Below are 23,876 nucleotides of genomic sequence, written 5' to 3' on the forward strand. Positions count from 1 at the left end.
CATCCGCGCCGACGGGCGGCACCAGGAGGAACCCATGGACACCGTCTACTGCTTCCACCACGCGGGGGGCAGCGAGTTCGACTTCGTCGGCTGGCCGAGGCTGAGCCTGCGCCCGCAGATCGTCGCGCTGTCGCTGCCCGGTCACGGCTCCCGGCTGAGCGAGCCCGCACTGTTCGACGTCGGCGCGATCGCGAACCGGATGGCCGACGAGATCGACACCGAGCGGCCGTACGGGCTGTTCGGCCACAGCTTCGGCGCGCTGGTCGCGTTCGAGGTCGCCCGTACGCTGCGCCGCCGGGGCCGGCCGCTGCCGGAGCGGTTGTGGCTGTCGAGCTTCCCCGCCCCCGGGGCCTTCCCGGTCCTGCCCCCGATCAGCCACCTGTCCGACCTCCAGCTGCTGGTGGCGCTGCAGGACCGCTACGGCGGCCTGCCGCCGGAGCTGTTCGAGTACGACGAGATGATCGCCCTGTACGCCGGCGTGCTGCGGGCGGACTTCACCGCGCTGGAGTACTACCGCCATGCGCCGGAGCCGCCGCTGCCGTGCTCGGCGGTGGTGCTCGACGGCAGCGTCCGGACCGTCGAGGACTGGCGGCTGGCCGCGTGGGCACGCCACTTCGAGGCCCCGCCGCCGGTCTTCCGGCTCACCGGCGACCACTTCTACCTGCGCGACCAGGTCAACGCCGCGACGATCGTGGCGATGCTGGTCCAGGCCGCCGAACGCTAGGCGGTTTACCGCCGGGGCTCCCGAACGTCCGGATCGCGCGGGCGCCGATTTGCCGGAACGCTCGGTGCGCCCGGCGGCGGCGCGCCAGAGTCGAACTATGCAGAACCAGGATTGGGCGCAGATGCAGCAGGCACTGCGCGACATCGACTTCCCGGCGGACAAGGACGCGATCCTCGCGCACGTGCTGGAGTACACCAGTGACGGCGGCGTGGTGAAACTGGCTCGGACGCTGCCGCCCGAGCTGTACCGGAACATGTCGGAGGTGCGCAGCTCGGTGCGGCTCGACCCGGCGGTCGAGGAGGGCACGACCAGCTGGCAGAAGGCCGCTCAGGCCCGCTCGCACAACCGGCGGGTCGCGGCGTACCTGCGCAGCGTCCCGGACACCCGGCTCAGCTGATCCGGGCGCCGACGGCAAGGTCCGTCGGCGCCCGCTGCGTCCTCAGAGGGCGGCGCGCGCCTTGAGCGGCTCCCACCAGTCCCGGTTCGCCCGGTACCAGTCCACCGTCGCGGCGAGGCCGTCCTCGAGCGAGACCTGCGGCTCGTAGCCCAGCTCCGCCCGGCTCTTGTCGATGTTCAGCGAGTAGCGGCGGTCGTGCCCCTTGCGGTCCTCGACGTATCGCACCGCGTCGTCCCAGTCGCGGCCGGTGGCGGCCAGCAGCCGCTCGGTGAGCTCCCGGTTGGTCAGCTCGGTGCCGCCGCCGATGTGGTAGACCTGCCCGGCGCGGCCCTTGGTCAGCGCGGCCTGGATGCCGCGGCAGTGGTCGGTGACGTGCAGCCAGTCCCGGATGTTGAGGCCGTCGCCGTACAGCGGCACGGTGCCCCCGTCGAGCAGGCTGGTCACGAAGAGCGGGATGACCTTCTCCGGGAACTGGTAGTGCCCGTAGTTGTTGGAGCAGCGGGTCACCACGACGTCGCAGCCGTGGGTGGTGTAGCTGGCCAGCGCGAGCAGGTCCGAGCCCGCCTTGGCGGCGGAGTAGGCCGACCGGGGCGCGAGCGGCTGCTGCTCGGTCCAGGATCCTTCTTCGATCGTGCCGTATACCTCGTCGGTGGAGACGTGTACGAACCTGCCCACCTTGCTGTGCCGGGCCGCGTCGAGCAGCACCTGGGTGCCCACGACATTGGTCTGCACGAATTGGGCCGGCCCGGTCAGGGCCCGGTCGACATGCGTCTCGGCGGCGAAGTGAATAACCGCGTCATGGCCCGGCATCAGCTCTTCCACCAGGGACACATCGCAGATGTCGCCCTTGACGAATGTCATTCTGGGGTCGTCGGAAACGGCATCCAGATTAGCGAGGTTACCTGAATAGGTCAGCTTGTCGAGAACGGTCGCGCGAACGTCGGAATACCCGAGTTTTCCCTGCAAGAGGGCGCGGACGTATTCCGATCCGATGAATCCGGCGCCACCTGTGATTAGAAGTTTCACAGCTCCGGAATATAGCCGAGAACTCGCTTTTTAGATAGAGTGCCGCCTATGCGTGGCATAATTCTCGCCGGGGGGACCGGATCGCGGCTCTGGCCGATCACGAAAGCCGTTTCCAAGCAACTCATGCCGGTATTCGACAAGCCCATGATCTATTACCCGCTCACGACCCTCATCGTGGCGGGCATACGCGAGGTGCTCATCGTCACCACGCCCGAGGAGGCCGACCAGTTCATCCGCCTGCTGGGTGACGGGTCGCAGTGGGGCATGGAGATCTCCTACGCCGTCCAGCCGCGGCCCGAGGGCATCGCCCAGGCGTTCCTGATCGGCGCCGACTTCATCGGCTCCGACACGGTCGCCCTGATCCTGGGGGACAACATCTTCCACGGGGTGGGCCTGGGCCGCCAGCTCGCGGCCTACCGCACGCTCAGCGGCGGGCGCATCTTCGCCTACCCCGTCTCCAACCCGAAGGAGTACGGCGTGGTCGAGTTCGCCGACGACGGCCGGGTGCTGTCGATCACCGAGAAGCCCCAGGTGCCCAAGTCGCAGTACGCGGTGCCCGGCCTCTACTTCTACGACAACCGCGTGGTGGACATCGCGCGCGAGCTGAAGCCGAGCGACCGGGGCGAGCTGGAGATCACCGGGGTGAACGAGGCATACCTGGCCCTGGGTGAACTCTCGGTGACCAAGCTGGAGCGCGGCACGGTGTGGCTGGACACCGGCTCCTTCAACTCGCTGGTGCAGGCCTCGGAGTTCGTCCGGGTGGTCGAGCAGCGCCAGGCACTCAAGATCGGCTGTGTCGAGGAGGCGGCCTGGCGGGCCGGCTTCATCGACGACGACAGACTGCGGGAACTGGCCGTCCCGCTGTTCAAGAGCGGCTACGGCGACTACCTGCTGGACATCCTGGCCTACGCCCGCTGACCGGACCCGGGCCGGGATCGGCGCGCCGCCCGACGGCGGTGCGCCGATACCGGCCGGCAGCTGTGGGATGCGCATCGGTCAGCTCGTGCGCGAGTTCAGGTAGCGCTGCTCCGGCGTGCTCAGCGTCCGCCGGGCGGCCAGCGCGTACTGCTCGCGGGCGGCCTGGTGGTCGCCGGCCAGCTCCAGCAGGTGGGCGCGCACCGCGAGCAGCCGGTGGTGGTCGGCCAGGGCCGGATCGTGGTCGACCTCGGCCAGGTGCCGCAGGCCCTCCTGCGGTCCGTGCACCATCGCCAGCGCCACCGCCCGGCCGAGCGTGACCATCGGCCCGGGCGCCATGGCGTCGAGCAGGTCGTAGAGGCCGAGGATCTGCGGCCAGTCGGTCTCGGCGGCGCTGGGCGCCTCGTCGTGCACCGCCGCGATCGCCGCCTGCAACTGGTACGGCCCGATCGTGTGGCGGGCCAGGGTGCTGGTCACCAGGCTCAGCCCCTCCGCGATGGCCTTGGCGTCCCACCGGCTGCGATCCTGCTCGGCCAGCGGCACCAGGGCGCCGTCGGGGCCGGTCCGGCCGGGCCGCCGCGCGTCGGTGAGCAGCATCAGGGCCAGCAGACCGGCCGCCTCGCCGTCCTCGGGCAACCGCTGGTGGAGCTGGCGGGTGAGCCGGATCGCCTCCGCGGTGAGCTCGACCCGGTGCAGGTCACTGCCGGAACTGGCGGTGTAGCCCTCGTTGAAGATCAGGTACAGCACCTCCATCACGGCCGCCATGCGGGCCGGGATCTGGTCCTGCGGCGGCGGCTGGAACTCGGCGCCGCTGGCCTTGATCCGCGCCTTGGCCCGGGTGATGCGCTGCCCGATGGTGGACTCCGGCACCAGGAAGGCGCGCGCGATCTCACCGGTGGTGAGGCCGCCGACCGCGCGCAGCGTCAGCGCGACCTGCGAGGACCGGGTGAGCGACGGGTGGCAGCAGAGCATCAGCAGGGTGAGCGTGTCGTCCCGGTCGGGCGGCGTCGTGTCGCCGGTCGGCGGCTCGAGCAGCGCCGCGGTGTGCTCCCGCCGCCGCCGGGCCAGCTCGCTGCGCTGCACCTCGGTGCGGCGGCGGTAGGCGACCGTCGTCAGCCAGCCCTGCGGGTTGGCGGGCACGCCCTCCTGCGGCCACTGGAGCGCGGCCGCCAGCAGCGCCTCCTGCACCGCGTCCTCACACGCGCCGAAGTCGCCGTGCTGGCGCGCGAGGACGGCGAGGACCCGCGGCGCGAGTTCGCGCAGCAGGTCCTCGATATCCCGAGCTGTAATCACATGTCCGCGCCGGAGGCGCCGAGCACCGGGCGCACCTCGACCAGGCCGAACGCGGCCTCAGGGATCCGGGCCGCGTACTCGACGGCACGCTCGACGTTCTCGACGTCGATGAGGTAGATGCCGGCCAGGTGCTCGCTCTGGTCGAACGGCCCGTCGGTGGTGCTGACGCTGCCGGCGCTGACCAGCACGCGCTTGGCGTTCGACGGGTCGGCCAGCGCCTCGGCCGCGACCATCTCGCCGGAGTTCTCGAGATCGTCGTGCAGCGACTGGTGCGCGGCGTAGCCCTCGCTGCGCTGAGCAGCGGAGAAGCTCTGCCAGGCGTCGCGGGCTTCCTTGTTGTGGTTGATCAGAATCGCGTACTTCACGGTTTCCTCCTCGGAATCCCGGTGGGGTCTTTCACGTGTATGTCGAAACCGGGTCGGCGGTTTCGACATACGGGTGAGCGGCGCCGCGGAAATTCGCGAGAACTCTGACCGAGTCTCCTCGCTCCCACCGATATGAGCGACCGCGTCTGACATAGAGAGGAACACCCCGTGAACACTCCCACCTCCCCTGGGGCGGCGGCGACGGCTCCCGACCCGCTGCGCTGGAAAGCGCTGGCGGTGCTGGGCCTGATCCAGTTCATATTCGTCGTCGACGCCACGGTGGTCAACGTGGCGCTGCCGCGCATCCAGGACGACCTGGGCTTCTCCGCGCCCGGTCTGGCCTGGGTGGTCAACGGCTACACCGTCATGGCGGCCGGCCTGCTGCTGCTGGGCGGCCGACTGGCCGACATCCTCGGCCGGCGGCGCATGTTCCTGATCGCCGCGATCATCTTCGGCCTGGCCTCCGCCGCCTCCGGCGCGGCCAGCAGCGCGGAGATGCTGGTGGTCAGCCGCTTCGTCCAGGGTCTGGGTGAGGCGTTCGGCGTGCCCGCGGCGCTGGGCATCGTCTTCGTGCTCTTCAGCGAGCCCAAGGAGCGGATGAAGGCGGTCGGCATCTGGGGCGGCCTGTCCGGCATCGCCGGCACCCTCGGCGTGGTGCTCTCGGGTGTGCTCACGGACCTGGCCTCGTGGCGGGTGCTGTTCTACATCAACGTGCCCATCGTGCTGTTCGCGCTGATCGTCGTGCCGCGCCTGATCAAGGAGAGCCGGATGGTGCGCGACGGCAACCGGTTCGACTTCCTGGGCGCCATCACCGCCACCCTCGGCCTGGTCTCGGTGGTCTACGCGCTGCTGCAGGGCGTGCAGCACGAGTGGGGCTCCAGCGAGGTGCTGGTGCCGCTGATCGTCGGCGTGGCGCTGCTCATCGGCCTGGTCGGGATCGAGGCCCGCTCGCGGGCGCCGCTGATCCCGCTGTGGTTCTTCGGTGACCGCACCCGGGCCATCAGCTACGTGGCCATCGTCTTCACCGGCTGCGCCTTCTTCACGTACGTCTTCCTGCTGACCCTGTTCCAGCAGGAGCTGCTGCACTTCTCGCCGCTGCAGGGCGGCCTGGCCAACCTGCCGCTCGGCCTGGCGATCGGCATCGGCGTCGGCCTGTCGACCGGCATGATGCCCAAGATGGGCGCCAAGCCGGTGATGGTGGTCGGCCTGATCGGCGCGGCCGTCGGCCTGTTCCTGACCAGCTTCATCAGCCTGCAGACGTCCTACGTGACCGGCGTGCTGCCGGGCATGCTGCTGTTCGGCATCTTCTTCGGCCTGGTCACCTCGGCCTCGGCCAACACCGCGCTGCACCGGGTCACCGGCCAGGAGTCGGGCATCGCCTCGGCCGTGCTCAACGTCATGATGCAGATCGGCGGCGCGATCGGCCTGGCCGGCGCGGCGACCATCGCCCTGCGCTTCGCGGCCGGTGAGATCAGTGAGGGCGTGGCGCCCGACGTGGCCACCGCCAGCGGCTACGCGCTCGCGTTCCGGATCGCGGCGGCGCTGCTGCTGCTCGGCGGCCTCGCCACGATCGTGTTCATGCAGAACATGATGCCGTCGTTCCCGGGCGCCGCACCGGCGGACGGGGCGATCCCGGAGCAGGTCTCCGACGACAGCGACGCTCCCGCGACCACGACGCCCGAGCGCGTCGTCTGAGCGGACCCGATCGGGCCGCACCCGAGCCGGGTCGAATATGGCGAGGCCGCCGGAGTCGAATGGCTCCGGCGGCCTCGTCGCGTGTGGCCGTAGCGGTCAGGCCTTGCCGGTGGCGAGCAGCCGGATCGAGTCCGCCACGTAGCTCAGCATCTCGTCGGTGAGCGCCGGGTAGACGCCGACCCAGAACGTCTGCTCGGTGATGATGTCGCTGTTGGTCAGGTCGCCCACCACGCGGCAGTCGATCCCCTGGTACGCGGGCTGGCGCAGCAGGTTGCCGCCGAACAGCAGCCGGGTGCCGATCTTGCGGTTCTCCAGGTGCTCGATCATCTGGGTCCGCTTGAACGGCGCCTTCGGATCGATGGTGATGACGAAGCCGAACCAGCTCGGGTCGCTGTCCGGGGTCGGCTCCGGCAGGATCAGGTGCGGCACGCCCTCCAGCTGCTCGCGCAGCCGCAGCCAGTTGCGCTTGCGCGCGGCCGTGAACATGTCGAGCTTGGCCAGCTGGGTCAGCCCGAGCGCGGCCTGCAGGTCGGTCGTCTTCAGGTTGTAGCCGATGTGGGAGTACGTGTACTTGTGGTCGTAGCCGGCCGGCAGCGACCCCAGCTGGTATTCGAACCGCTTCATGCACGTGTTGTGCTTGCCGGGCAGGCACCAGCAGTCGCGGCCCCAGTCGCGGACCGACTCCACGATCTTGGCCACCTTGAGGTTCGAGGTCAGCACGCAGCCGCCCTCGCCCATGGTCAGGTGGTGCGCGGGGTAGAAGCTGACCGTGGACAGGTCCCCGAACGTGCCGGTGGGTTCCCCGCGGTAGGTGGAACCCACCGCGTCGCAGTTGTCCTCGATCAGCCAGAGGTCGTGCGCCTCGGCGAGCTGCGCCATCTCGGCGACGGCGTACGGATTGCCGAGGGTGTGGGCCAGGACGATGGCCTTGGTCTTCGGCCCGATCGCGGCGGCGACCCGCTCCACCGACGTGTTGTAGGTGCGCAGGTCGACGTCGACGAAGACCGGCTTGAGGTTGTTCTGCAGGATCGGGTTGACCGTGGTGGGGAAGCCCGCGGCGACCGTCACCACCTCGTCGCCCGGCCGGAGCCGGTCCTCCAGCTGCGGTGAGGTCAGCGCCGTCACCGCGACCAGGTTGGCCGACGAGCCGGAGTTGACCAGATGCGCCTTGCGCCGCTTCATCCGGCGGGCGAACTCCGACTCGAACCTGGTGGAACTCGCCCCCGCCGCGATGCGCATGTCGAGGGCGGCCTCCACCAGCGCGACGCGGTCGTCGGCGTCCAGGTAGGCGCCGGAGGGCCAGATCTCGGTCTCCCCGGGGATGAAGGGGCGGTCGGTCTGGACCTCCTGATGGTATTTGCGTACGCCCTCCAGCAGCAGCGCCTTCTGGTCGTCGGTCATTCGGTTTCCTTTGGTTAGTAGGTTCAGTGGACGCCGCCGCCGTCGGGCCGGGCGGCCGGCGGAAGCCCCAGTAGGCGGGCGGCGACGTCCACGGGTGAGGGCTGGGCCGCGACCTCGTCGGCGAGGACTGCGGCGGCCCGGTGGAACGACTCTTCCTCGAGCACCTGCCGACAGGCCTCGACGAGGGAGAGCGGGGTCATGGAGTGCAGCGGCACGGCCAGTCCGGCGCCGGCCCGGACCACCGCGCCGGCGTTGTCGAACATGTCGTCGAACTTCGGCAGCAGCACCTGCGGGCAGCCGGCCGCCACGGCGGTCAGCGCGCTGCCCTGGCCGCCGTGGTTGACGAAGACGCGGCAGGTGCGCAGCAGCAGGGACAGCGGCACCCGGCCGGCGAAGCTGACCGCCTCGGGCAGCGGGCCGAGCCGCGCGGCGAAGGCGTCGTCGACGGCGAAGACGACATCGACGCCGAGGCCGGCCAGGCTCTCCAGGATGTCGAGCACGACCGCGCGGGTGTCCTGCTGCTCCAGCGCCGGGATCAGGGTGCCCAGGGTGAGGCACAGCCGAGGCTTGTCCGGTGGGCACGCCAGCCACTCCGGCAGCCGCGAGACGCCGTCGTAGGGCACGTGGCGCAGGCTGGTGTGCCCGCCCGCGTGCGCCTGGCGCATGCTCGGCGGCCACGGGTTGAGGATCGTCGCCGGTTCGGGCAGCGCGGCCAGCCCGAGCCGGTCGAGCTCGGGGCGCATCGTCGCCTCGGTCGCGGCCCGGTATTCGGGCATCTCGGGGGTGCCCCAGCGGACCTCTACATGGGGGATGCCCCGGGCGGCGGCGGCCACCGGTCCGGCCAGTTCGGCGCGCTCGGCCACGACGAGGTCCGGGCGCCATGAGTCCACGATGGACAATGTACCGGCCAGGTTGCGCTGCGAGGTCAGGCCGAAGGCCAGGCCGTGGGCGTACCGCGCGTCGGCCTGCTGGGTGTCCGGAGTGGCCAGTGATTCCAGGCCCGCACCGGGGCCGCTGGCGATCACGGGCAGGCCGGTGTGCAGCGCGACCGGAGTGAAGTGGTCCGAACACGCCACCAGCACCTCGTGCCCCAGTGTTCGGAAGGCCCAGGCGAGCGGGACCAGGGGGTAGAGGTGACCGTGTAACGGGGCAGTCGTGAACAGGACACGCATGTAGAGGCTCCCGGGATCGAGGGATGCCGGGGGCCTGCGCTTCCCGCCACCTCCGGCTTTCGCCGTCCAGGCTGGGAAGACGGGTGGCGAACCCTGCTGACGCTACTCAGGGTGAGTGTTGCTTTCTTCTTCCATATTGCTTTGATCTCGCCAACTGCGCACGAATGAAGATGTGCCACGCCGGGGACTCGCAGAGGATGACCAGGTAGAACGTCGCCCGAGCGGGGGCGGACACGGCTGGAGGATCATCATGGCGAACGCGCTCGTCCGGGGCTGGCGCTACCTGATGGCCGCCGCAGAGTCCAAACTGGATGAGAACGCCGACCCCAAGGTGCTGATCCAGCAGGCTGTCGCCGAGATCGAACGGCGGCACCACTTCCTCACCCAGCAGGCCGCGGCCGTCATCGGCAACCAGCGGCAACTGGAGATGAAGCTTTCCCGCAGCCTCGCCGAGGGTGAGCGGATGCAGTCGATGGCCCGGCAGGCGCTGGTGCTGGCCGATACGGCCCGCGCGGCGGGCGACCCCGTGAAAGCGGAGGAGTACCTCCAGAGCGCGCAGGCGTTCGCCACCCAACTCGTCACCGTCGAGCGGTCCGTCGCCGACATGAGGGTGCTGCACGAGCAGGCGGTCCACTCGGCTGAGCAGGCGCGTCAGGCGGTCACGGAGAACGCGCTGCTGCTGCAGGAGCGGCTGGCGGAGCGGGCGTGGCTGCTGTCGCAGCTGGAGCAGGCGAAGATGCAGGAGGCGGTGGCCGACTCGCTGGAGTCGATGAATTCGCTCACCGCGCCCTCCGCCGCGGCGCCGAGTTTCGAGCAGGTGCGCGACCGCATCGAGAGCCGGTACGCCACGGCGCTGGGCCGGGCTGAGCTGGCGGCCGGGTCGGTCGAGGGCCGGGGTCTGAAGCTGCGGCACTCCGTGCTCGAAATGGACGGTGCCGCGCGCCTGGCGCAGATCCGGGCGGGCCTCGGGGCGCCGGATCCGGTGACTCCGGCGGTGCCCGGACTGGCCGGGCCGAAACACCAGGAACTCGCGTCCGGGTCGGATGACGAGGGTCCCGCTCGCGGCTGAGCCGCGCATACGCGGCGCGCCGGTCGGGCGGACGGCGCCGCTGAATCAAACCGCCCATCACATCACCTGGCGATCGTGACTGATCGTCGCCAAGCAGGGAGTTTCGGATGAGGGTTTTGTTCGTTCCGCACGCCAACAAGGCGCATCTGCACATCATGACGCCACTGGCGTGGGCGCTACGAACGGCCGGCCACGAGGTCAGGGTCGCGAGCAAGCCGGAGGTGGCGAACGACATCGCTGCTGTCGGTTTTGGTCCGATCACGGTCGGTGAGCCTCTCAATCCTAACCCCGGATTCGCCCCCGGCGCCACCCCACCCGAGCCTGTGATAATGGCGCCCGGTGAGCGCCAGGAGATGCCGCTGCAGCAGGAGTTCTCCAATGACAACCCGCTGGTGCGGCTCACCCGCGCCACCTGGGGATTCAAGCTCTTCTCCACCGACCAGATGATCGACGACCTGATCGCCTTCATGCGCGACTGGGAGCCGGACCTGGTCATCTGGGACCAGATGGTCTATGCCGCGCCGGTCGCCGCGCAGGTCGTCGGCGCGGCGCACGCGCGCATGATGATGGGCCCGGACGGCATCACCCAGCTGCGCGGAGCCATCGGCGACGAGCCGGACCCGCTGCGCGAGTGGCTGGCTCCCGTGCTCGCCCGCTACGGCCACGAGTTCACCGAGCACACCGCGTCCGGGCACTGGACCATCGAGCCGATGCCGCCGTGGCAGTGGCGCCCGGCCGGCCCGCACTACCTGCCGCTGCGGCACATCCCCTTCAACCCGCCGGCCGCGCTGCCCGGCTGGCTGAGCGAGCCGCAGACCCGCCAGCGCATCTGCCTCACCCTGGGCTCCTCGCACCGCGACGGCCGGGGCCGCGAGGCACCCGCCGCCGAACTGCTGGCCGCTGTGGCGGAAGTGGATGCCGAGGTCATCGCGACGTTCAACGCCAAGCAGCTCGAGTCCGTCCCGTCCATCCCCGACAACGTCCGCATCGTCGACTTCGTGCCGCTGGGCGCGCTGCTGCCCAGCTGCGCGGCGATCGTGCACCACGGTGGTGCGGGCACCTTCGCCACGGCCGTCGAGTGCGGCACCCCGCAGCTGATCATCCCGGGCACCCACTGGGGCTTCCAGTGGTGGGGGCCGCTGGCCCACGCCAACGGGCTGCAGCAGCAGGGCGCCGGCCTGTTCGTGGCGGACGCAGACCACCTCACCCCCGAGGCACTGACCCAGGACCTGAACCGCGTGCTGACCGACCAGTCGTTCCGCGACAACGCGCTGCGGCTGCGTACCGAGGTGATGGGCCTGCCCACACCCAACGACGTGGTGCCGGCCCTGGAGCGGCTCACCCGCGAATACCGAGGACTGAAGCAATGATCGAGAAACTGACCCTGTCGACCGGGGCGGGCGACTTCGACGCGCTCGCCGCCGGACCCGCCGACGGGCGGCCGGTGCTGCTGCTGCACGGCTTCCCCCAGGGCGCCGCCGAGTGGGAGCACCAGCTCACCGCGCTCGGCGCGGCCGGTTTCCGCGCGGTCGCGCCCGACCAGCGCGGCTACAGCGCCGCGGTGCGGCCGGACGACGTGGCCGCGTACCGGATGGACGAGCTGGTGGCCGACGTGCTCCGGTTCGCCGACGCGCTGGGCTGGACGACGTTCGACCTGGTCGGCCACGACTGGGGCGCCGCCATCGGCTGGCTGGTCGCCGACCGGCACCCCGGCCGGGTCACCACCTTCACCGCGGTCTCCGTGCCGCATCCGCAGGCCTTCGCCGACGCGCTGCGCGACGACGCCGACCAGCAGCAGCGCTCGGCGTACCTGGGCATGTTCCGCCAGCCCGGCGCCGCCGAGCAGATGATGCTCGCCGAGGACGCGGCGGGCCTGCGCCGGATGCTCGGACCGATCGGCGACCCGGCCCGGATCGCGGTCTACGTCGAGCGGATGCAGGCGCCCGGGGCCTTCACCGCCGCCCTCAACTGGTACCGCGCGACCCGCCCCGAGGACGTCGAGGCCGCCCCCACCACCGTGCCGACCCTGTACGTGTGGGGCGCGCGCGACATCGGCGTCGGCGCCGTCGCGGCGAAGGCGACCGGCAACTGGGTCTCGGCCCCTTACCGCTTCGAGATTCTCGAAGAGACGGCGCACTGGGTGCCGGAGGAAGCACCCAGCCGCCTGTCCGCAGTGCTCCTGGATCACCTGCGTGAACACGCGGCAGACGCCGCCCGAGAGGAAAACAAGTGATCGACGCCCTTCACATCCCCGACTTCCCGATGCAGCGCACGTGCCCCTTCGATCCGCCGCAGGAGTACGCCAAGCTGCGCGTGGAGCACCCGGTCAGCCAGGTGCGGGCGCCAACCGGCCAGATCGCCTGGCTGGTGACGCGGTACGAGGACATCCGGATGCTGCTCAACGATCCGCGGGTCAGCGCCGACCGCCGCCACCCGAACATGCCGCTGACCGAGGAGGTCACCCCGCAGACGCGGCGCAACATCGCCGAGGTCGGCCGCTCCCTGATCGGGCTCGACCGGCCCGAGCACGGCCCGCGGCGCAAGATGCTGATGGCGGAGTTCACGGTGCGGCGGATGGCCGCGATGCGCCCGCACATCCAGCACACCGCCGATGAGCTGATCGACGCCATGCTGGCCGGCCCGCGCGAGGTGGACCTGCTCACCGCCCTGGCGCTGCCCACCCCCACCCGTACGCTGTGCGAGCTGCTGGGGCTGTCCTACGACGCGCGCGACATCATCCAGCGCAGCGCCAACGCGCAGCTGCGCCGCTCGGTCTCGGCCGAGGAGCGCCAGCAGACCAGCGCGGAGCTGCGCGCCTACGTCGACCAGGTGGTGCGGGAGAAGACCGCCGCCCCGACCGACGAGGACCTGCTCGGGCGACTGGTGCTCAGCAACCGCGAGACCGGGCTCTACGACCACGAACTGATGGTCGGCCTGACCATGCTGCTGCTGGTCGCGGGGCACGAGACCACCGCCAGCATGATCGCGCTCGGCGTCACCGGGCTGCTCCAGCAGCCGGAGAAGATCCCCGGCATCGTGGCCGACCCCGCCGCGGCCGCGGCGGCGGTGGAGGAGCTGCTGCGCTACTTCACCGTCGTCGACGCCCTGCCGCGGGTCGCCGTCGGCGACATCGAGGTCGGCGGCGTGACCATCCGCGCCGACGAGGGCATCCTGCTGTCGTTCGCCTCGGCGAACTGGGACGACGAGGCCTTCCCCGACGCGGCCACGCTGGACCTGGCCCGCCCGGCGCGCAAGCACCTGGCCTTCGGCTACGGCATCCACCAGTGCATCGGCCAGAACCTGGCCCGCGAGGAGCTGCACATCGTGTTCCGCACGCTGTTCTCCCGCATTCCCACCCTCCGGCTCGGCGCCGACCTCGACGACCTGCCGTTCAAGAAGGACTCCAACATCTACGGGATCGACGCGCTGCCGGTCACCTGGTGACCGGCACCGTCAGGAAGGCAGAACCAATGCACGTGATCGTCGACCGCGAGCTCTGCGTCGGGGCCGGACTGTGCGTCCTGTCCGCCGCCGACCTCTTCGACCAGAACGAGGAGGACGGCCAGGTCGTGCTGCGCGACGCCGCGGCGCAGCTCAGCACCGAGCGCGCGTTGGCCGCGGCGCAGTTGTGCCCGTCGGGTGCGCTGTCGGCGGTCGAGGGGACGGCTCGGTGACCGGCGCCCGGGTGGCCGTGGTCACCGGCGCGGCGCGCGGCATCGGCCAGGCCGTATGCGTGGGCCTGGCCGAGCGCGGGGTCGACGTCGTCGCCGTCGACCTCGTCGAGCCGTTCGAGACGGTGGGCCTGGTGCAGGCGCGGGGGCGCAAGGCTCTCGGCCTCACCGGTGACGTCGCCGATCCGGAGCAGGTGGCCCGGCTCGGCGAGGAGATCACGGCGGGGATGGGGCGCTGCGACATCCTGGTCAACAACGCCGGGATCTACCCGATGGCCAACATCTGGAAGCTCGAGTTCGACGCGTGGCGCAAGGTGCTGTCGGTCAACCTCGACTCGCAGTTCCTCATGGCCAAGGCCGTGCTGCACCACATGCGCGACGCGCAGTGGGGGCGGATCGTCAACATCACCAGCAACTCGATCGGCCTCGGCCTGCCCGCGCAGGCGCACTACCTGGCCAGCAAGATGGGCGTGATCGGCTTCACCCGGGGGCTGGCCAATGACGTGGCCAGGTTCGGGATCACGGTCAACGCGGTCGGGCCGACCCTGTCCCGCACGCCCGGCGTGGCCGAGAGCCCGATCGACGAGCAGGCGCTGGCGCATGTCGCGCAGCTCCAGGCGATCAAGCGGCCGGGGGAGGCGACCGACGTCGTCGGCATGATCTGCTTCCTGGCCTCCGACGAGGCGGCCTTCATCACGGGGCAGACGATCATGGCGGACGGCGGTCTCGTCCGGCTGTGACGCCGACGTCGTGGGCCGGCGGCGCGCCGCCGGCCCACGACGTCACCCGTCCGGTGCCCGGACCGGGTGTCGCAGACGCATGATCTGCGGATACGTGGGTAGATTGAATCCTATGAGGACCTTCTACCAGGGTGGGTGTCATGCCTAGGCTCAAGAAGTACGTCACCGGGGTGCTCGGCGAGTCGCCTCGGTGGCACGACGGCAGGCTGTGGTTCTCCAACTGGGCCGCACAGGAGATCGTGGCGGCCACGCTGGACGGCAAGACCGAGGTCGTGGCCAAGGTGCCGTCGTTCCCGTTCTGCTTCGACTGGCTGCCCGACGGCCGGATGCTGATCGTCTCCGGCGGTGACGCGCAGGTGCTGCGCCTGGAGCCCGACGGCACGCTCGCCGTCCACGCCGAGCTGGGCCACCTGTCCGAGCACCCGTTCAAGGACATCGTGGTCGACGCGAACGGCAACGCCTACGTCGGCAACATCGGGTTCGACTTCCCCGAGGGCGACTTCAAACCCGGCTTCCTGGTGCTGGTGCGGCCGGACGGGACCGCCGAGCGCGTCGGTTCGAAGGTGGCCTTCCCGCACGGCCTGGCGCTGGCCGGGGACGGCGCGCTGCTGGTGGTCGCCGAGGCGTACGCCAACAAGCTGACCGCCTTCCCGGTCGCGGCCGACGGCACCCTCGGCAAGGCCCGGACCTGGGCGAAGCTGGCGTACGGGGTGCCGCACGGCATCACCGTCGACGGTGAGGGCGCGATCTGGTACTCCGACGTGCCCAACGGCGAGGTGGTCCGGGTGGCTGAGGGTGGCGAGGAGCTCGACAGCGTCGAGATCGGCGCCAGCGCCTTCGCCTGCACCCTGGGCGGGCGCGCGGGCAAGACGCTGTTCGTGATGGCCGCGGACTGGTCGGGCGAGGAGAGCATGGCCGAGGGCGCGGAGACCGGCCGGATCGTCGGCTTCACCGCACCCGCGGCGCGGGCGGGACGTCCGTGAAGCCGGGGTCGGCCGGCTGATGGGCGGCCGACCCCGGACAGCTCAGCCCTTGGGGCGCAGCGTCGTCACGTTCGGCAGGCCGTAGTCGGCGGTCTGCTCGTACCCGCCGATGCGCGGGCCGGTCACGGCCAGGCCCTGCAGCCGGATCACCGGCGCCAGCCAGGCCAGCTCGATCATCTGGCCCGCCGCCTGCTGGAACAGGGCGGTCTGCTTGGCCTGGTCCGGCTCGGCCGCCGCCGCGGTCAGCAGCTGGCTCAGCTTGGCGTCACCGCTGGCGAACGGGTTGAACGGGCCCGGCCGCGGCAGCATGAAGTCCAGCGAGGTCAGGTACGTGGGCAGGTTGCCGTAGGCGAAGCCCATCACCGGGAACTTCTTCGAGGTGACGTTGGTGAGCCACTGGGCGGTCTGCGTGTCGGTGGTGAGCTCCACCTCGACGCCGATCTTCTTCCACTGCGCGACCACGGCCTGGGCCACGATGCTGATGCCGAAACCCTGCTGGGTCTCCACCTTGAGGGTGAACCCGTTGGGGAAGCCGGCCTCGGCGAGCAGGCTCTTGGCCTTCTCCGGGTCGTACGGGTACCGGTCGTCGAGCTCCTTGCTGTACCCGTCGAAGCCCGGGGCCGCCATCTGGCTGGTCGGCACCGCGAACGTCCCGAAGATCGCCTTCGTGATCGCGGCCCGGTCGATGGCGTAGTTGAGCGCCTGGCGCACCCGCACGTCCTTGAGCTGCGGAGCGACCGCGCCGTCGCGGTCGGCCAGCTCCATGCCGACCACGGCGATGCCGGCCGTCGCGTACGGCAGCCCGGTCGCCTTGACCGCGGGGCCCGCGTCGGAGGTCAGCGAGACGAAGTCGACCTGGCCCGACTGGATCGCCTGGACCCGGGCGTTGGTGTCCGGGATCACCCGGACCACGACCTTCTGCCAGTACTGGGCGGACTTGTTCCAGAACTTGGGGTTGGGCAGGTAGGTGTAGTGGTCGTTGGGCACGGTCTGGGCCGCGTCCAGGACGTACGGCCCCGCGCCGAAGGTCTGCTTGGCCAGGGCGGTCGGGTCGGCCAGGCCCTTGGGCGAGATCACCGAACCGGACAGCACCGCCTGGCTGAAGATCTGGCGCATCACCGGGTTGGGCGCGCTGTTGGTGACGACCACGGTCTGCGCGTCCGCGGCGGTGATGTCGGTGATGGTGCCGGTCCAGGTCTGCGCCTTCGGGCTGACCTTGAGCAGGTACTTCAGCGACGCCACGACCGCGGCGGCGTCCAGCGGCGTGCCGTCGGCGAAGGTAAGCCCCGACCGCAGCTTCATCTGGAAGATCTTGTTCTGCTTGTCGGTGTAGCCGAAGGACTCGGCCAGGTCCGGGCTGAACGAGCGGTCGGCGTTGAGTCGGATCAGCGACGCGTACGCCAGCTGGACCGTGGAGATGTTGTTGGGGTCGATGTTCGCCTTGTACGGGTCGAGCGTCGGCGGCCCGGAGATGGCGATGGTGAGCGTCTTGGCCGCCGGGTCGGTGCTCGGCTGCGGTTCGCTCGAGCAGGCCGCGGCCGCGGCCAGCACGGTCAGGCAGCCCAGGGCGGCCAGTGTCCTACGTATGCGCACAGGAGATCCCTTTCTGAAATGGAGGTGTTGTCGTGCGGGTGAGGTCAGCGGGCAGGAAGTTCGTCCTGGCGCAGGCAGGCGACCACGGTGCCGTCCGGGGTGGGGGTCGGCACGGGGCGCTCGACGCGGCAGCGGGCCTCAGCGAAGGCGCAGCGGTGCGCGTACGCGCAGCCGCCGGCGGACTCGGGCGGGGCGGAGCCCACCGTCGTGCTGAAGACCGCCTCGCGGGCGGCCGCCGCCGCGCGCGCCGCGACCGGGTCGGTCACCGGCGCGGCCGCGAGCAGGGCCCGGGTGTACGGGTGGGCCGGCCGGGTCCACACCACGTCCGTCGGTCCCGACTCCACCACCCGGCCCCGGTGCAGCACCACGACCCGGTGGGCCAGGTGCCGCACGACGGCCAGGTCGTGCGCGGTGAGCAGGTAGCTGAGGCCCAGTTCGGACTGCAGTTCGGCGAGCAGATTGATGATCTGCGCCTGCACCGACAGGTCGAGGGCGGTGACCGGCTCGTCGCAGATCACCAGCCGGGGCGAGCCCACCAGCGCGCGGGCGATCGCGATCCGCTGCCGCTGCCCGCCGGAGAAGTGCGCGGGGAAGCGCTGCGCGGCGTCGCCGGGCAGCCCGACCCGGCGCAGCGACTCCTCGACCAGGCGGGTGCGGTCGGCCCGGCTGAGGTCGCGCCGGTGCAGCAGCGGCTCGGCCAGGGCGTCGCCGATGCGCCGCGCCGGGTTGAGGGAGCTGTACGGGTCCTGGAACACCATCTGCAGGGACGAGCTGAGCAGCCTGCGGCCGCGCCGGCCCGCCCGGGTGATGTCCTGGCCGTCGAAGACGATCCGCCCGGCGCTCGGCCGGGCCAGTCCCAGCACCGCCCAGGCCAGCGTGGACTTGCCGGCGCCGGACTCGCCGACCAGGCCGACGGTCTCGCCCGGCGCGATGGTCAGGTCGATGCCGTCGAGCACCGGGCGTCCCTGGTACGCCACCGACAGGCTGCTGATCTCGAGAAGGTCGTGGCTGCTCATGACACCGGCACCGCGTCCTGCCGCTCGGCCACCCGGATGCATCTGGCGACCGACCCGTGGGCGTACTCCAGTAGGGGGACCTCGGCCGCCCGGCACTGGTCGGTGACCAGCGAGCAGCGGTCGGCCATCCGGCAGCCGCGCGGCCACGCCCCGGGCACGGGCGCGGTGCCCGCGATGACCGGCAGCGGCTGGCCGAAGCGGGCCCGCGACGGGTCCGCCGCCAGCAGCGCGGCCGAGTACGGGTGCCGGGGCCCGGTGAACAGCTCGTCGGTGGTGCACCGCTCGACCACCTGGCCGGCGTACATCACCACGACCCGGTCGCAGAGCTGCGCGACCACGCCCAGATCGTGGGTGACCAGCAGCACCGCCATCGAGCGGTCCCGGCTGAGCCGCCGCAGCAGGGCCAGGATCGAGGCCTGGACCGTCATGTCCAGGGCCGTGGTCGGCTCGTCGGCGATGAGCAGCCGGGGCGAGCCCGCCAGCGCGTACGCGATCGCGGCGCGCTGGGCCATGCCGCCCGACAGCTGGTGCGGGTAGCGGCGGGCCACCGCCGGGTCGGTGAGCTCGACCGCGGCCAGCAGTTCGGCGGCGCGGCTGCGGGCGACGCGGCGGTTCACGCCGGTGTGGCGGCGCACCGCGGCGGCCAGCTGCGCGCCGACCCGCAGGCTCGGGTCCAGGCTCAGCGCCGAGTCCTGGGCGACGTAGCCGATGCCGCGGCCGCGCACGTCCCGCCACTGGCGGGCGGTCGCCCGCACCAGGTCCAGGCCCTCGAACATGCAGGACCCGCCCGTGACGGTGCCGCCGCCGGGGGTGAGGCCGAGCACGCTCAGCGCGGTCACGGTCTTCCCGCTGCCCGACTCGCCGACCAGCCCGACGATCTCGCCGGGGTCGATCTCGAAGGAGGCGTCGGTGACCACGGTCCGGGGCGCGAAGGTGACCCGGTCCGGGATCGCGGCGCTGAGTCCGCGCACCTTCAGCACGGCGGGGCTGGCCGACACGTCGGCCTCGCCCGAGGCGATCCGGCTGCGCCGCCGGTTCGGCCGGGCCAGCTTCGAGGTCGACCACGCACCCGTGGTGCGGTCGCGGACCGCGTCGCCGATGAGCAGGAAGGCGAGCACCGTCAGGGCGACCGCCGCGCCGGGCGGCAGCAGCGGCCAGGCGCTCTGCGCCATCACCGCGCGGCCCTCGTCCATGAGGCCGCCCCAGGTGGGCGCGGGCGGCGGCGGTCCGAAGCCGAGGAACGCCAGGCCCGCCTGGGTGACCACGGTGACCGCCGCGATCAGCGAGGCCTGCACGATGACCAGGCCGAGCAGCCGCGGCAGCGCGTGGCGCCAGAGGATCTGCGCGTCCGACAGCCCGGCCACCTTCGCCGCGGCGATGAACTGCTCGGCCCGCAGCGACCTGGTGGCGCCGCGTACGACGCGGATCAGGCCGGATGCCATGATCACCCCGAACGCGGTCATCGCGATGGTCACGTCGTTGGGGAAGGTCGACGCCACGACCAGCAGCAGGATGATGCCGGGCACGGCGAAGAGCAGGTCGGACAGGCGCATCACGGCGGCGTCGAGCAGGCCGCCGAAGTATCCGGCGATCAGGCCCAGCACGGTGCCGAGCACCACCGCCACGACGACGGCCACCGCCACGCCCCACAGGACCGTGCCGGTGCCGTGCACCAGCCGGCTGAGCAGGTCGCGGCCGAGCCGGTCGGTGCCGAGCAGATGCTCGCCGGTGGCGGTCTGCAGCGACGCGGTGAGGTCCTGCTCCAGCGGGTCGCGGCCGGTGAGCAGGCCCGGCGCGAGCACCGCGACGGCCAGCACGCCGAGCCAGAGCGTCGCGAGCACGGTCAGCGATGTGCGCGCGAGCTGTCGGGGCGCGCGCGTCACCGCAGCCGCACCTTGGGGTCGAGCCATGCCTGCACCAGGTCCACCAGCAGTCCGATGACGATGACGATGAGGGTGAAGTAGACGACCGCGCCCTGGAGCACGGGCAGGTCGTGCTGGGACGCGGCCACCGCCGCGGCCGAGCCGAGGCCGGGCAGCGCGAAGACGTTCTCGATCAGCACCGCGGCCCCGAGCAGGCTGGCGCTGACGACTCCGAGCAGCGAGACGACCGGACCGGCCGCGTTGCGCAGCACGTGCCGGTAGATGATCGTGCGCCGGGGCACCCCGTTGGCCTGCATGACCCGTACGAACTCGCGGTCGAGCACGTCGAGGGTCGCGTCGCGGGCCTGCTTGGCCACGGCCGTCGCGGCCCCGGGGCAGGCGGCTGCCACCGGCAGCACCAGGGCGTGCAGCCACTGCCCGGGCGAGCTGGCGAAGTCGACGTAGCCGGTGGCCGGGAACAGCGGCCAGCGCACCGCGAACACGGCCACGAGCAGCAGCGCCAGGGCGAAGCCGGGCACCGCGAGCCCGCTCATCGAGGCCAGGTCGACCAGTCGGCCAAGCCGCCCGCCGCGCACGGCGCTCTGCACGCCGAGCGTCACGCCGATGACGCCGGCGCTGAGGGTGGCCAGCGTGATGAGGCTCAGGGTCGGGGCGAGCCGGGCGTTGACCAGTTGGCTGACGTCGACGCCGGTGAGCAGCGAAGAGCCCAGGTCGCCGCGGATGGCGCGCCCGAGCCAGGAGAGGTACTGCTGCAGCAGGGGCTGGTCGAGGCCGAGCTGCGCCCGTACCGCGTCGATCTGTTCGGGCGCGGCGGACGGGCCGAGGATCGCCCGTGCCGTGTCGCCGGGGATCAGCGACACGAGCACGAACGACAGCAGCGTGATGACGAGGAGCATCGGGACGGACCAGGCCAGACGCCTGAGCACCAGCCTGGTCACGATCGTGTCCCCCCGTCCTTGCGGCGGGGGTCCCTCATTCCGCCGCGGCGAGGGCGACGGCCTCGACGGGCTTGGCGGCCGCCCGCTCCCGGTGCCGGCGGCGGCCGTTGAGCAGCCGGCCGAGGAACGTGTAGCGGACCAGGTACTCGTAGCTGAGCAGCAGCACCGGGAAGGCGATGAGCAGGATCAGCGGGTACTTCACCGCCCAGGGCAGCGGCACCCGCATGAACGCGGCCTGCAGCGCCATGATCAGCGGCAGGTGCAGGATGTAGATCCAGTACGAGCCGTCGGCGACGTACCGGACGGCCTTGCGCTCGGTGGTGAGCAGCGCCAGCGCGGCGCCGATGAGCCCCATCGCCCAGGTCCAGATCGCCAGCACGTAGGTGACGGCGTAGATCCACCGCGCGCTGCCCGTCGGGCTGAGCGCCGGGTCGGCCTGGGTGCCGATCTGGTACAGCGCGTAGCCGGTCAGCAGCACCGCCAGGACCAGGTTGCGCACGTACCGCCCGGCCCAGACCTGCAGCAGGTCGGGCTGGCGCTGCAGCACCCAGCCGAAGCCGAACGCGATCGTGTAGGCCAGCAGCGCGCCGATGTTGGGGATGACCCCGTTCTCGGCGGCCGGGACGCCGAACCAGGCCTTCCAGTCCGAGGAGAGCACCAGCGTCAGCACCAGCGGCGCGCCGAGCACGATCGGGGCCAGGTCCGTGCGGACCAGGCCGCGCACGATCGGGTCGAGCACCCGGGCCCGCAGCCCGCCCTGGCGGTCGACCAGGTGCAGCACGCCCCGCACGATCAGCGCGAACACGTAGAAGACGAGCAGGTAGTACAGGAACCACAGGTGGGTCAGCGGGAAGTTGAACGGCGTGAAGGGCGGCGGCGGGGGCTGCTCCTGGCCGGACTGGGCCGCGGCCCAGAAGATGACCAGCACCGTGGACACCATCATGACCGGCCAGAAGATGAGGAACGGCGCGAGGATGCGCTTGGCCCGGTTGCGGACGAAGCCGCCGGTGCCGCGCTTGTGCAGCATCATCCGCGCGAAGAATCCGGCAATGATGAAGAACACCGTCATGCGGAAGATGTGCAGGATGAAGTAGACGCTGCTCATCACCGGGCTGGTCGACTCGTCGACCACCACCCACAGCGGCGGCTCCATGAAGGACAGCACGGCGTGGAACACCACGCCCAGCATCAGCGCGCCGGCTCTCACCGCGTCGAGGGCGTGCAGCCGTTCGGGCTCGGCGGGCACGCCGGTGGTCAGGTCATTCGTCATATGGGGTGTCACTTCCAGTCGGCCGAGGAGACTTGACGGTGACACGGCGAACCCGGTTCGGCATCTTCCAAATTGCTCTGTCCAAGTTGGCACGAAAACCCGACAGCATTCTCAGAGGTGCAGGTCGTAGGCGCCTCACACAGGATTGTGGCGAAGCGGCAGGGGCGTGCGCGCACGCCTTCCGCTTCACACCAGTTCGGTGACCGCACAGATTGGAGTGCAGGCATGACAACGACGGTCGCGCCGGACATCGAGTCGAGCGCTGGCGGACTCGACGCCTACTACGGCAAGTTCACCAGCGACAAGGAGAAGGAGGCCCTCAGCGTTCCCGTTCGCCTGGTCTCCGCCTGGTCGCGCAACGACGCCTCCGGCGTCGCGGACAGCTTCACCGAGGACGGGATCCTCATCCTCCCCGGTGACGTGTACAAGCGGGGCCGTGAGGAGATCCGCTCCTTCATGGCGGCGGCCTACTCCGGGCCGTTCAAGGGCACCGGCGTCACCGGCGCTCCGGTCGACGTCCGCTTCGTCTCCGACGACGTGGTGCTGATCCGTACCCACGGCGGCATCCTCGCGCCGGGGGAGACGGAGATCGCTCCCGAGCTCGCCGTCCGCTCCACGTGGGTCTGCGTGAAGCAGAACGGTGAGTGGCTGCTCGCCAGCTACCAGAACAGCCCGCGCGGCGAGGGCGCCACCCTGCGCTGGTAATCCACCGCACCACCCAACTTCCGCAGGAGGAGTCGCAATGACGAACAAAGCCGCGATGCTGGTCGAAGGTGCCAAGGAGTGGGCCGCCAACTACGGTGACTTCTCCAACGGCAGCGAGGGTGCCGTGCTCACGGCGCCGCTTCGGGTCCGAGCGGCCTGGGGGGCCAACGACGCCGACGCGTTCGCCGACATGTTCATCGACAACGGCAGCGCCCTCTTCGGTGACCGCCAGCTGACCAGCCGCGAGGAGATCCGCCAGTACATGGCGGAGGCCTTCGCCGCCGGCTGGAAGGGCACCCGCCTCATCGAGGAGCCGCGTGAGATCAAGCTGCTGACCGAGACCTCCGCCGTGGTCATCGCGGACGGCGGGGTGGCGCGCGACAGCGAGGAGAACTTCACGTTCCGGACCGTCTGGGTCGTGGTCAAGCGCGACGGGGACTGGCGTATCGCCTCGTACCAGACCAGCCCGGTCAAGAACTGATCGGGCGGAAGCGATGACCGAGTCCTGGGGCACGGCCTCCGATCTGCTCGCCAAGGCGGGCGTGGTGGAGAACCACGCCTTCTACCGCGAGTTCACCAGCGCCGACCAGATGGCGGTGCTGACGATCCCGCAGCGTATCCAAGCGGCCTGGGAGACCAACGACGCCGACGCGTTCGCCGAGGTCTTCACGGACAACGGCAGCCTGCTGATGCGCGACCACCAGCTGACCAGCAAGGAAGACATCCGCTCCTACATGAGCGCCGGTTTCGGCGGGCCCCTCAAGGGCGCGCGCGTGACCGGCTGGCCGATCGAGGTCAAGTTCCTGTCCGAGAACGCCGCGATGGTGGTCACGGAGGGCGGAATCATCATGCCGGGCCAGTCCGAGATCGCCGCGGAGAACTTCATCCGCGCGACCTGGGTCGTCACCCGGCAGCCCGATGGGGAACTGAACCTGGTTTCCCACCAGAGCAGCCCCGTCAAGGGCTGACCAGCAACAAGCAGGCGTGCGTGCTCGCCGCGGCCCCGGTTCGCCGGGTCGT

General features: G+C 71.0%; 24 protein-coding genes. 14 read left to right on the forward strand and 10 right to left on the reverse strand.

What is annotated here, in order from left to right:
• Nucleotides 1-34: 34 nt before the first annotated feature.
• Both QEZ54_RS10690 and QEZ54_RS10695 read left to right on the forward strand, forming a co-directional pair.
• A complete protein-coding gene (locus tag QEZ54_RS10690; protein ID WP_281304378.1) occupies nt 35-724 on the forward strand; it encodes an alpha/beta fold hydrolase in 690 nt (229 codons plus the stop codon).
• Nucleotides 725-821: 97 nt separating this feature from the next.
• Nucleotides 822-1,121, forward strand: coding sequence for a DUF2795 domain-containing protein (locus QEZ54_RS10695; RefSeq protein ID WP_281304379.1), 300 nt, complete (start codon nt 822-824; stop codon nt 1,119-1,121).
• Nucleotides 1,122-1,163: 42 nt separating this feature from the next.
• Here the strand turns inward: QEZ54_RS10695 and rfbB are convergent, their stop codons facing one another.
• The gene (gene rfbB, locus QEZ54_RS10700; protein WP_281304380.1) at nt 1,164-2,147 is read right to left on the reverse strand and encodes a dTDP-glucose 4,6-dehydratase; all 984 of its coding nucleotides are present in this window, start codon (nt 2,145-2,147) and stop codon (nt 1,164-1,166) included.
• 48 nt (nt 2,148-2,195) lie between these two features.
• Here rfbB and rfbA point away from each other — a divergent pair, with 48 nt between their 5' ends.
• A complete protein-coding gene (gene rfbA, locus QEZ54_RS10705; RefSeq protein ID WP_281304381.1) occupies nt 2,196-3,065 on the forward strand; it encodes a glucose-1-phosphate thymidylyltransferase RfbA in 870 nt (289 codons plus the stop codon).
• A 78-nt stretch (nt 3,066-3,143) separates the two neighbouring features.
• Here the strand turns inward: rfbA and QEZ54_RS10710 are convergent, their stop codons facing one another.
• Both QEZ54_RS10710 and QEZ54_RS10715 read right to left on the reverse strand, forming a co-directional pair.
• The gene (locus tag QEZ54_RS10710) at nt 3,144-4,352 is read right to left on the reverse strand and encodes a DUF6596 domain-containing protein (RefSeq protein WP_281304592.1); all 1,209 of its coding nucleotides are present in this window, start codon (nt 4,350-4,352) and stop codon (nt 3,144-3,146) included.
• The gene (locus QEZ54_RS10715) at nt 4,352-4,720 is read right to left on the reverse strand and encodes a YciI family protein (protein WP_281304382.1); all 369 of its coding nucleotides are present in this window, start codon (nt 4,718-4,720) and stop codon (nt 4,352-4,354) included. The genes QEZ54_RS10710 and QEZ54_RS10715 overlap by 1 nt, the downstream gene beginning before the upstream one ends.
• Before the next feature lie 168 nt (nt 4,721-4,888).
• Here QEZ54_RS10715 and QEZ54_RS10720 point away from each other — a divergent pair, with 168 nt between their 5' ends.
• Nucleotides 4,889-6,415, forward strand: coding sequence for a DHA2 family efflux MFS transporter permease subunit (locus QEZ54_RS10720; RefSeq protein ID WP_281304383.1), 1,527 nt, complete (start codon nt 4,889-4,891; stop codon nt 6,413-6,415).
• Nucleotides 6,416-6,511: 96 nt separating this feature from the next.
• On the opposite strand, the gene rfbH is transcribed toward QEZ54_RS10720, so the two are convergent.
• Both rfbH and QEZ54_RS10730 read right to left on the reverse strand, forming a co-directional pair.
• Nucleotides 6,512-7,816 (reverse strand): lipopolysaccharide biosynthesis protein RfbH, encoded by a 1,305-nt coding sequence (gene rfbH / locus QEZ54_RS10725; protein ID WP_281304384.1) that lies wholly within the window; start codon nt 7,814-7,816, stop codon nt 6,512-6,514.
• 23 nt (nt 7,817-7,839) lie between these two features.
• On the reverse strand, nt 7,840-8,988 hold the full coding sequence (locus QEZ54_RS10730) for a nucleotide disphospho-sugar-binding domain-containing protein (RefSeq protein WP_281304385.1): 1,149 nt from the start codon (nt 8,986-8,988) through the stop codon (nt 7,840-7,842).
• A 250-nt stretch (nt 8,989-9,238) separates the two neighbouring features.
• Here QEZ54_RS10730 and QEZ54_RS10735 point away from each other — a divergent pair, with 250 nt between their 5' ends.
• The 7 genes from QEZ54_RS10735 (at nt 9,239) to QEZ54_RS10765 (ending at nt 15,451) form a co-directional block, all read left to right on the forward strand.
• On the forward strand, nt 9,239-10,057 hold the full coding sequence (locus QEZ54_RS10735; RefSeq protein WP_281304386.1) for a PspA/IM30 family protein: 819 nt from the start codon (nt 9,239-9,241) through the stop codon (nt 10,055-10,057).
• 155 nt (nt 10,058-10,212) lie between these two features.
• Nucleotides 10,213-11,427, forward strand: coding sequence for a nucleotide disphospho-sugar-binding domain-containing protein (locus tag QEZ54_RS10740; protein WP_348650534.1), 1,215 nt, complete (start codon nt 10,213-10,215; stop codon nt 11,425-11,427).
• Nucleotides 11,424-12,290 (forward strand): alpha/beta hydrolase, encoded by an 867-nt coding sequence (locus tag QEZ54_RS10745; RefSeq protein ID WP_281304388.1) that lies wholly within the window; start codon nt 11,424-11,426, stop codon nt 12,288-12,290. Before QEZ54_RS10740 ends, QEZ54_RS10745 begins: the two co-directional genes overlap by 4 nt.
• Entirely contained in the window at nt 12,287-13,501 is a 1,215-nt protein-coding gene (locus QEZ54_RS10750; protein WP_281304389.1) for a cytochrome P450, read from the forward strand. Before QEZ54_RS10745 ends, QEZ54_RS10750 begins: the two co-directional genes overlap by 4 nt.
• A gap of 26 nt (nt 13,502-13,527) precedes the next feature.
• Nucleotides 13,528-13,731 (forward strand): (4Fe-4S)-binding protein, encoded by a 204-nt coding sequence (locus QEZ54_RS10755; RefSeq protein ID WP_281304390.1) that lies wholly within the window; start codon nt 13,528-13,530, stop codon nt 13,729-13,731.
• Nucleotides 13,728-14,468: an SDR family oxidoreductase gene (locus QEZ54_RS10760; RefSeq protein WP_281304391.1), complete on the forward strand. Its 741-nt coding sequence runs from the start codon at nt 13,728-13,730 to the stop codon at nt 14,466-14,468. The genes QEZ54_RS10755 and QEZ54_RS10760 overlap by 4 nt, the downstream gene beginning before the upstream one ends.
• A 140-nt stretch (nt 14,469-14,608) precedes the next feature.
• On the forward strand, nt 14,609-15,451 hold the full coding sequence (locus QEZ54_RS10765) for an SMP-30/gluconolactonase/LRE family protein (RefSeq protein ID WP_281304392.1): 843 nt from the start codon (nt 14,609-14,611) through the stop codon (nt 15,449-15,451).
• A 42-nt stretch (nt 15,452-15,493) separates the two neighbouring features.
• On the opposite strand, the gene QEZ54_RS10770 is transcribed toward QEZ54_RS10765, so the two are convergent.
• The 5 genes from QEZ54_RS10770 to QEZ54_RS10790 are packed head-to-tail and all read right to left on the reverse strand — an operon-like array spanning nt 15,494 to nt 22,151.
• Complete coding sequence (locus QEZ54_RS10770; protein ID WP_281304393.1) at nt 15,494-17,044, reverse strand: ABC transporter substrate-binding protein; 1,551 nt, start codon at nt 17,042-17,044, stop codon at nt 15,494-15,496.
• 44 nt (nt 17,045-17,088) lie between these two features.
• Entirely contained in the window at nt 17,089-18,060 is a 972-nt protein-coding gene (locus QEZ54_RS10775) for an ABC transporter ATP-binding protein (RefSeq protein WP_281304394.1), read from the reverse strand.
• The gene (locus tag QEZ54_RS10780; RefSeq protein WP_281304395.1) at nt 18,057-19,943 is read right to left on the reverse strand and encodes a dipeptide/oligopeptide/nickel ABC transporter permease/ATP-binding protein; all 1,887 of its coding nucleotides are present in this window, start codon (nt 19,941-19,943) and stop codon (nt 18,057-18,059) included. The genes QEZ54_RS10775 and QEZ54_RS10780 overlap by 4 nt, the downstream gene beginning before the upstream one ends.
• A complete protein-coding gene (locus QEZ54_RS10785) occupies nt 19,940-20,881 on the reverse strand; it encodes an ABC transporter permease (RefSeq protein WP_281304396.1) in 942 nt (313 codons plus the stop codon). The genes QEZ54_RS10780 and QEZ54_RS10785 overlap by 4 nt, the downstream gene beginning before the upstream one ends.
• A gap of 34 nt (nt 20,882-20,915) precedes the next feature.
• Nucleotides 20,916-22,151: an acyltransferase family protein gene (locus QEZ54_RS10790; protein ID WP_281304397.1), complete on the reverse strand. Its 1,236-nt coding sequence runs from the start codon at nt 22,149-22,151 to the stop codon at nt 20,916-20,918.
• A 225-nt stretch (nt 22,152-22,376) separates the two neighbouring features.
• Between QEZ54_RS10790 and QEZ54_RS10795 the strand changes: the two genes are divergently transcribed.
• Genes QEZ54_RS10795 through QEZ54_RS10805 form a run of 3 tightly spaced genes read left to right on the forward strand, consistent with a single transcriptional unit; the run spans nt 22,377 to nt 23,824 of the window.
• On the forward strand, nt 22,377-22,856 hold the full coding sequence (locus QEZ54_RS10795; RefSeq protein WP_281304398.1) for an SgcJ/EcaC family oxidoreductase: 480 nt from the start codon (nt 22,377-22,379) through the stop codon (nt 22,854-22,856).
• 37 nt (nt 22,857-22,893) lie between these two features.
• Nucleotides 22,894-23,337, forward strand: a complete 444-nt coding sequence (locus QEZ54_RS10800) for an SgcJ/EcaC family oxidoreductase (RefSeq protein ID WP_281304399.1) — start codon at nt 22,894-22,896, stop codon at nt 23,335-23,337.
• Nucleotides 23,338-23,350: 13 nt separating this feature from the next.
• On the forward strand, nt 23,351-23,824 hold the full coding sequence (locus QEZ54_RS10805) for an SgcJ/EcaC family oxidoreductase (protein WP_281304400.1): 474 nt from the start codon (nt 23,351-23,353) through the stop codon (nt 23,822-23,824).
• The last annotated feature ends 52 nt before the right edge of the window (nt 23,825-23,876 follow it).

The sequence above is a fragment of the Catellatospora sp. KI3 genome (genome assembly GCF_029948125.1).
Taxonomy (GTDB): Bacteria; Actinomycetota; Actinomycetes; order Mycobacteriales; family Micromonosporaceae; genus Catellatospora.

Coding starts and splice junctions, on each gene's coding strand:
- QEZ54_RS10800 (WP_281304399.1), top strand. CDS start 22,894: ATGACGAACAAAGCCGCGATGCTGGTCGAAGGTGCCAAGGAGTGGGCC.
- rfbH (WP_281304384.1), bottom strand. CDS start 7,816: ATGACCGACGACCAGAAGGCGCTGCTGCTGGAGGGCGTACGCAAATAC.
- QEZ54_RS10730 (WP_281304385.1), bottom strand. CDS start 8,988: ATGCGTGTCCTGTTCACGACTGCCCCGTTACACGGTCACCTCTACCCC.
- QEZ54_RS10775 (WP_281304394.1), bottom strand. CDS start 18,060: ATGAGCAGCCACGACCTTCTCGAGATCAGCAGCCTGTCGGTGGCGTAC.
- QEZ54_RS10740 (WP_348650534.1), top strand. CDS start 10,213: ATGACGCCACTGGCGTGGGCGCTACGAACGGCCGGCCACGAGGTCAGG.
- QEZ54_RS10735 (WP_281304386.1), top strand. CDS start 9,239: ATGGCGAACGCGCTCGTCCGGGGCTGGCGCTACCTGATGGCCGCCGCA.
- QEZ54_RS10755 (WP_281304390.1), top strand. CDS start 13,528: ATGCACGTGATCGTCGACCGCGAGCTCTGCGTCGGGGCCGGACTGTGC.
- rfbA (WP_281304381.1), top strand. CDS start 2,196: ATGCGTGGCATAATTCTCGCCGGGGGGACCGGATCGCGGCTCTGGCCG.
- QEZ54_RS10795 (WP_281304398.1), top strand. CDS start 22,377: ATGACAACGACGGTCGCGCCGGACATCGAGTCGAGCGCTGGCGGACTC.
- QEZ54_RS10690 (WP_281304378.1), top strand. CDS start 35: ATGGACACCGTCTACTGCTTCCACCACGCGGGGGGCAGCGAGTTCGAC.
- QEZ54_RS10765 (WP_281304392.1), top strand. CDS start 14,609: ATGCCTAGGCTCAAGAAGTACGTCACCGGGGTGCTCGGCGAGTCGCCT.
- QEZ54_RS10805 (WP_281304400.1), top strand. CDS start 23,351: ATGACCGAGTCCTGGGGCACGGCCTCCGATCTGCTCGCCAAGGCGGGC.
- QEZ54_RS10745 (WP_281304388.1), top strand. CDS start 11,424: ATGATCGAGAAACTGACCCTGTCGACCGGGGCGGGCGACTTCGACGCG.
- QEZ54_RS10695 (WP_281304379.1), top strand. CDS start 822: ATGCAGAACCAGGATTGGGCGCAGATGCAGCAGGCACTGCGCGACATC.
- QEZ54_RS10790 (WP_281304397.1), bottom strand. CDS start 22,151: ATGACGAATGACCTGACCACCGGCGTGCCCGCCGAGCCCGAACGGCTG.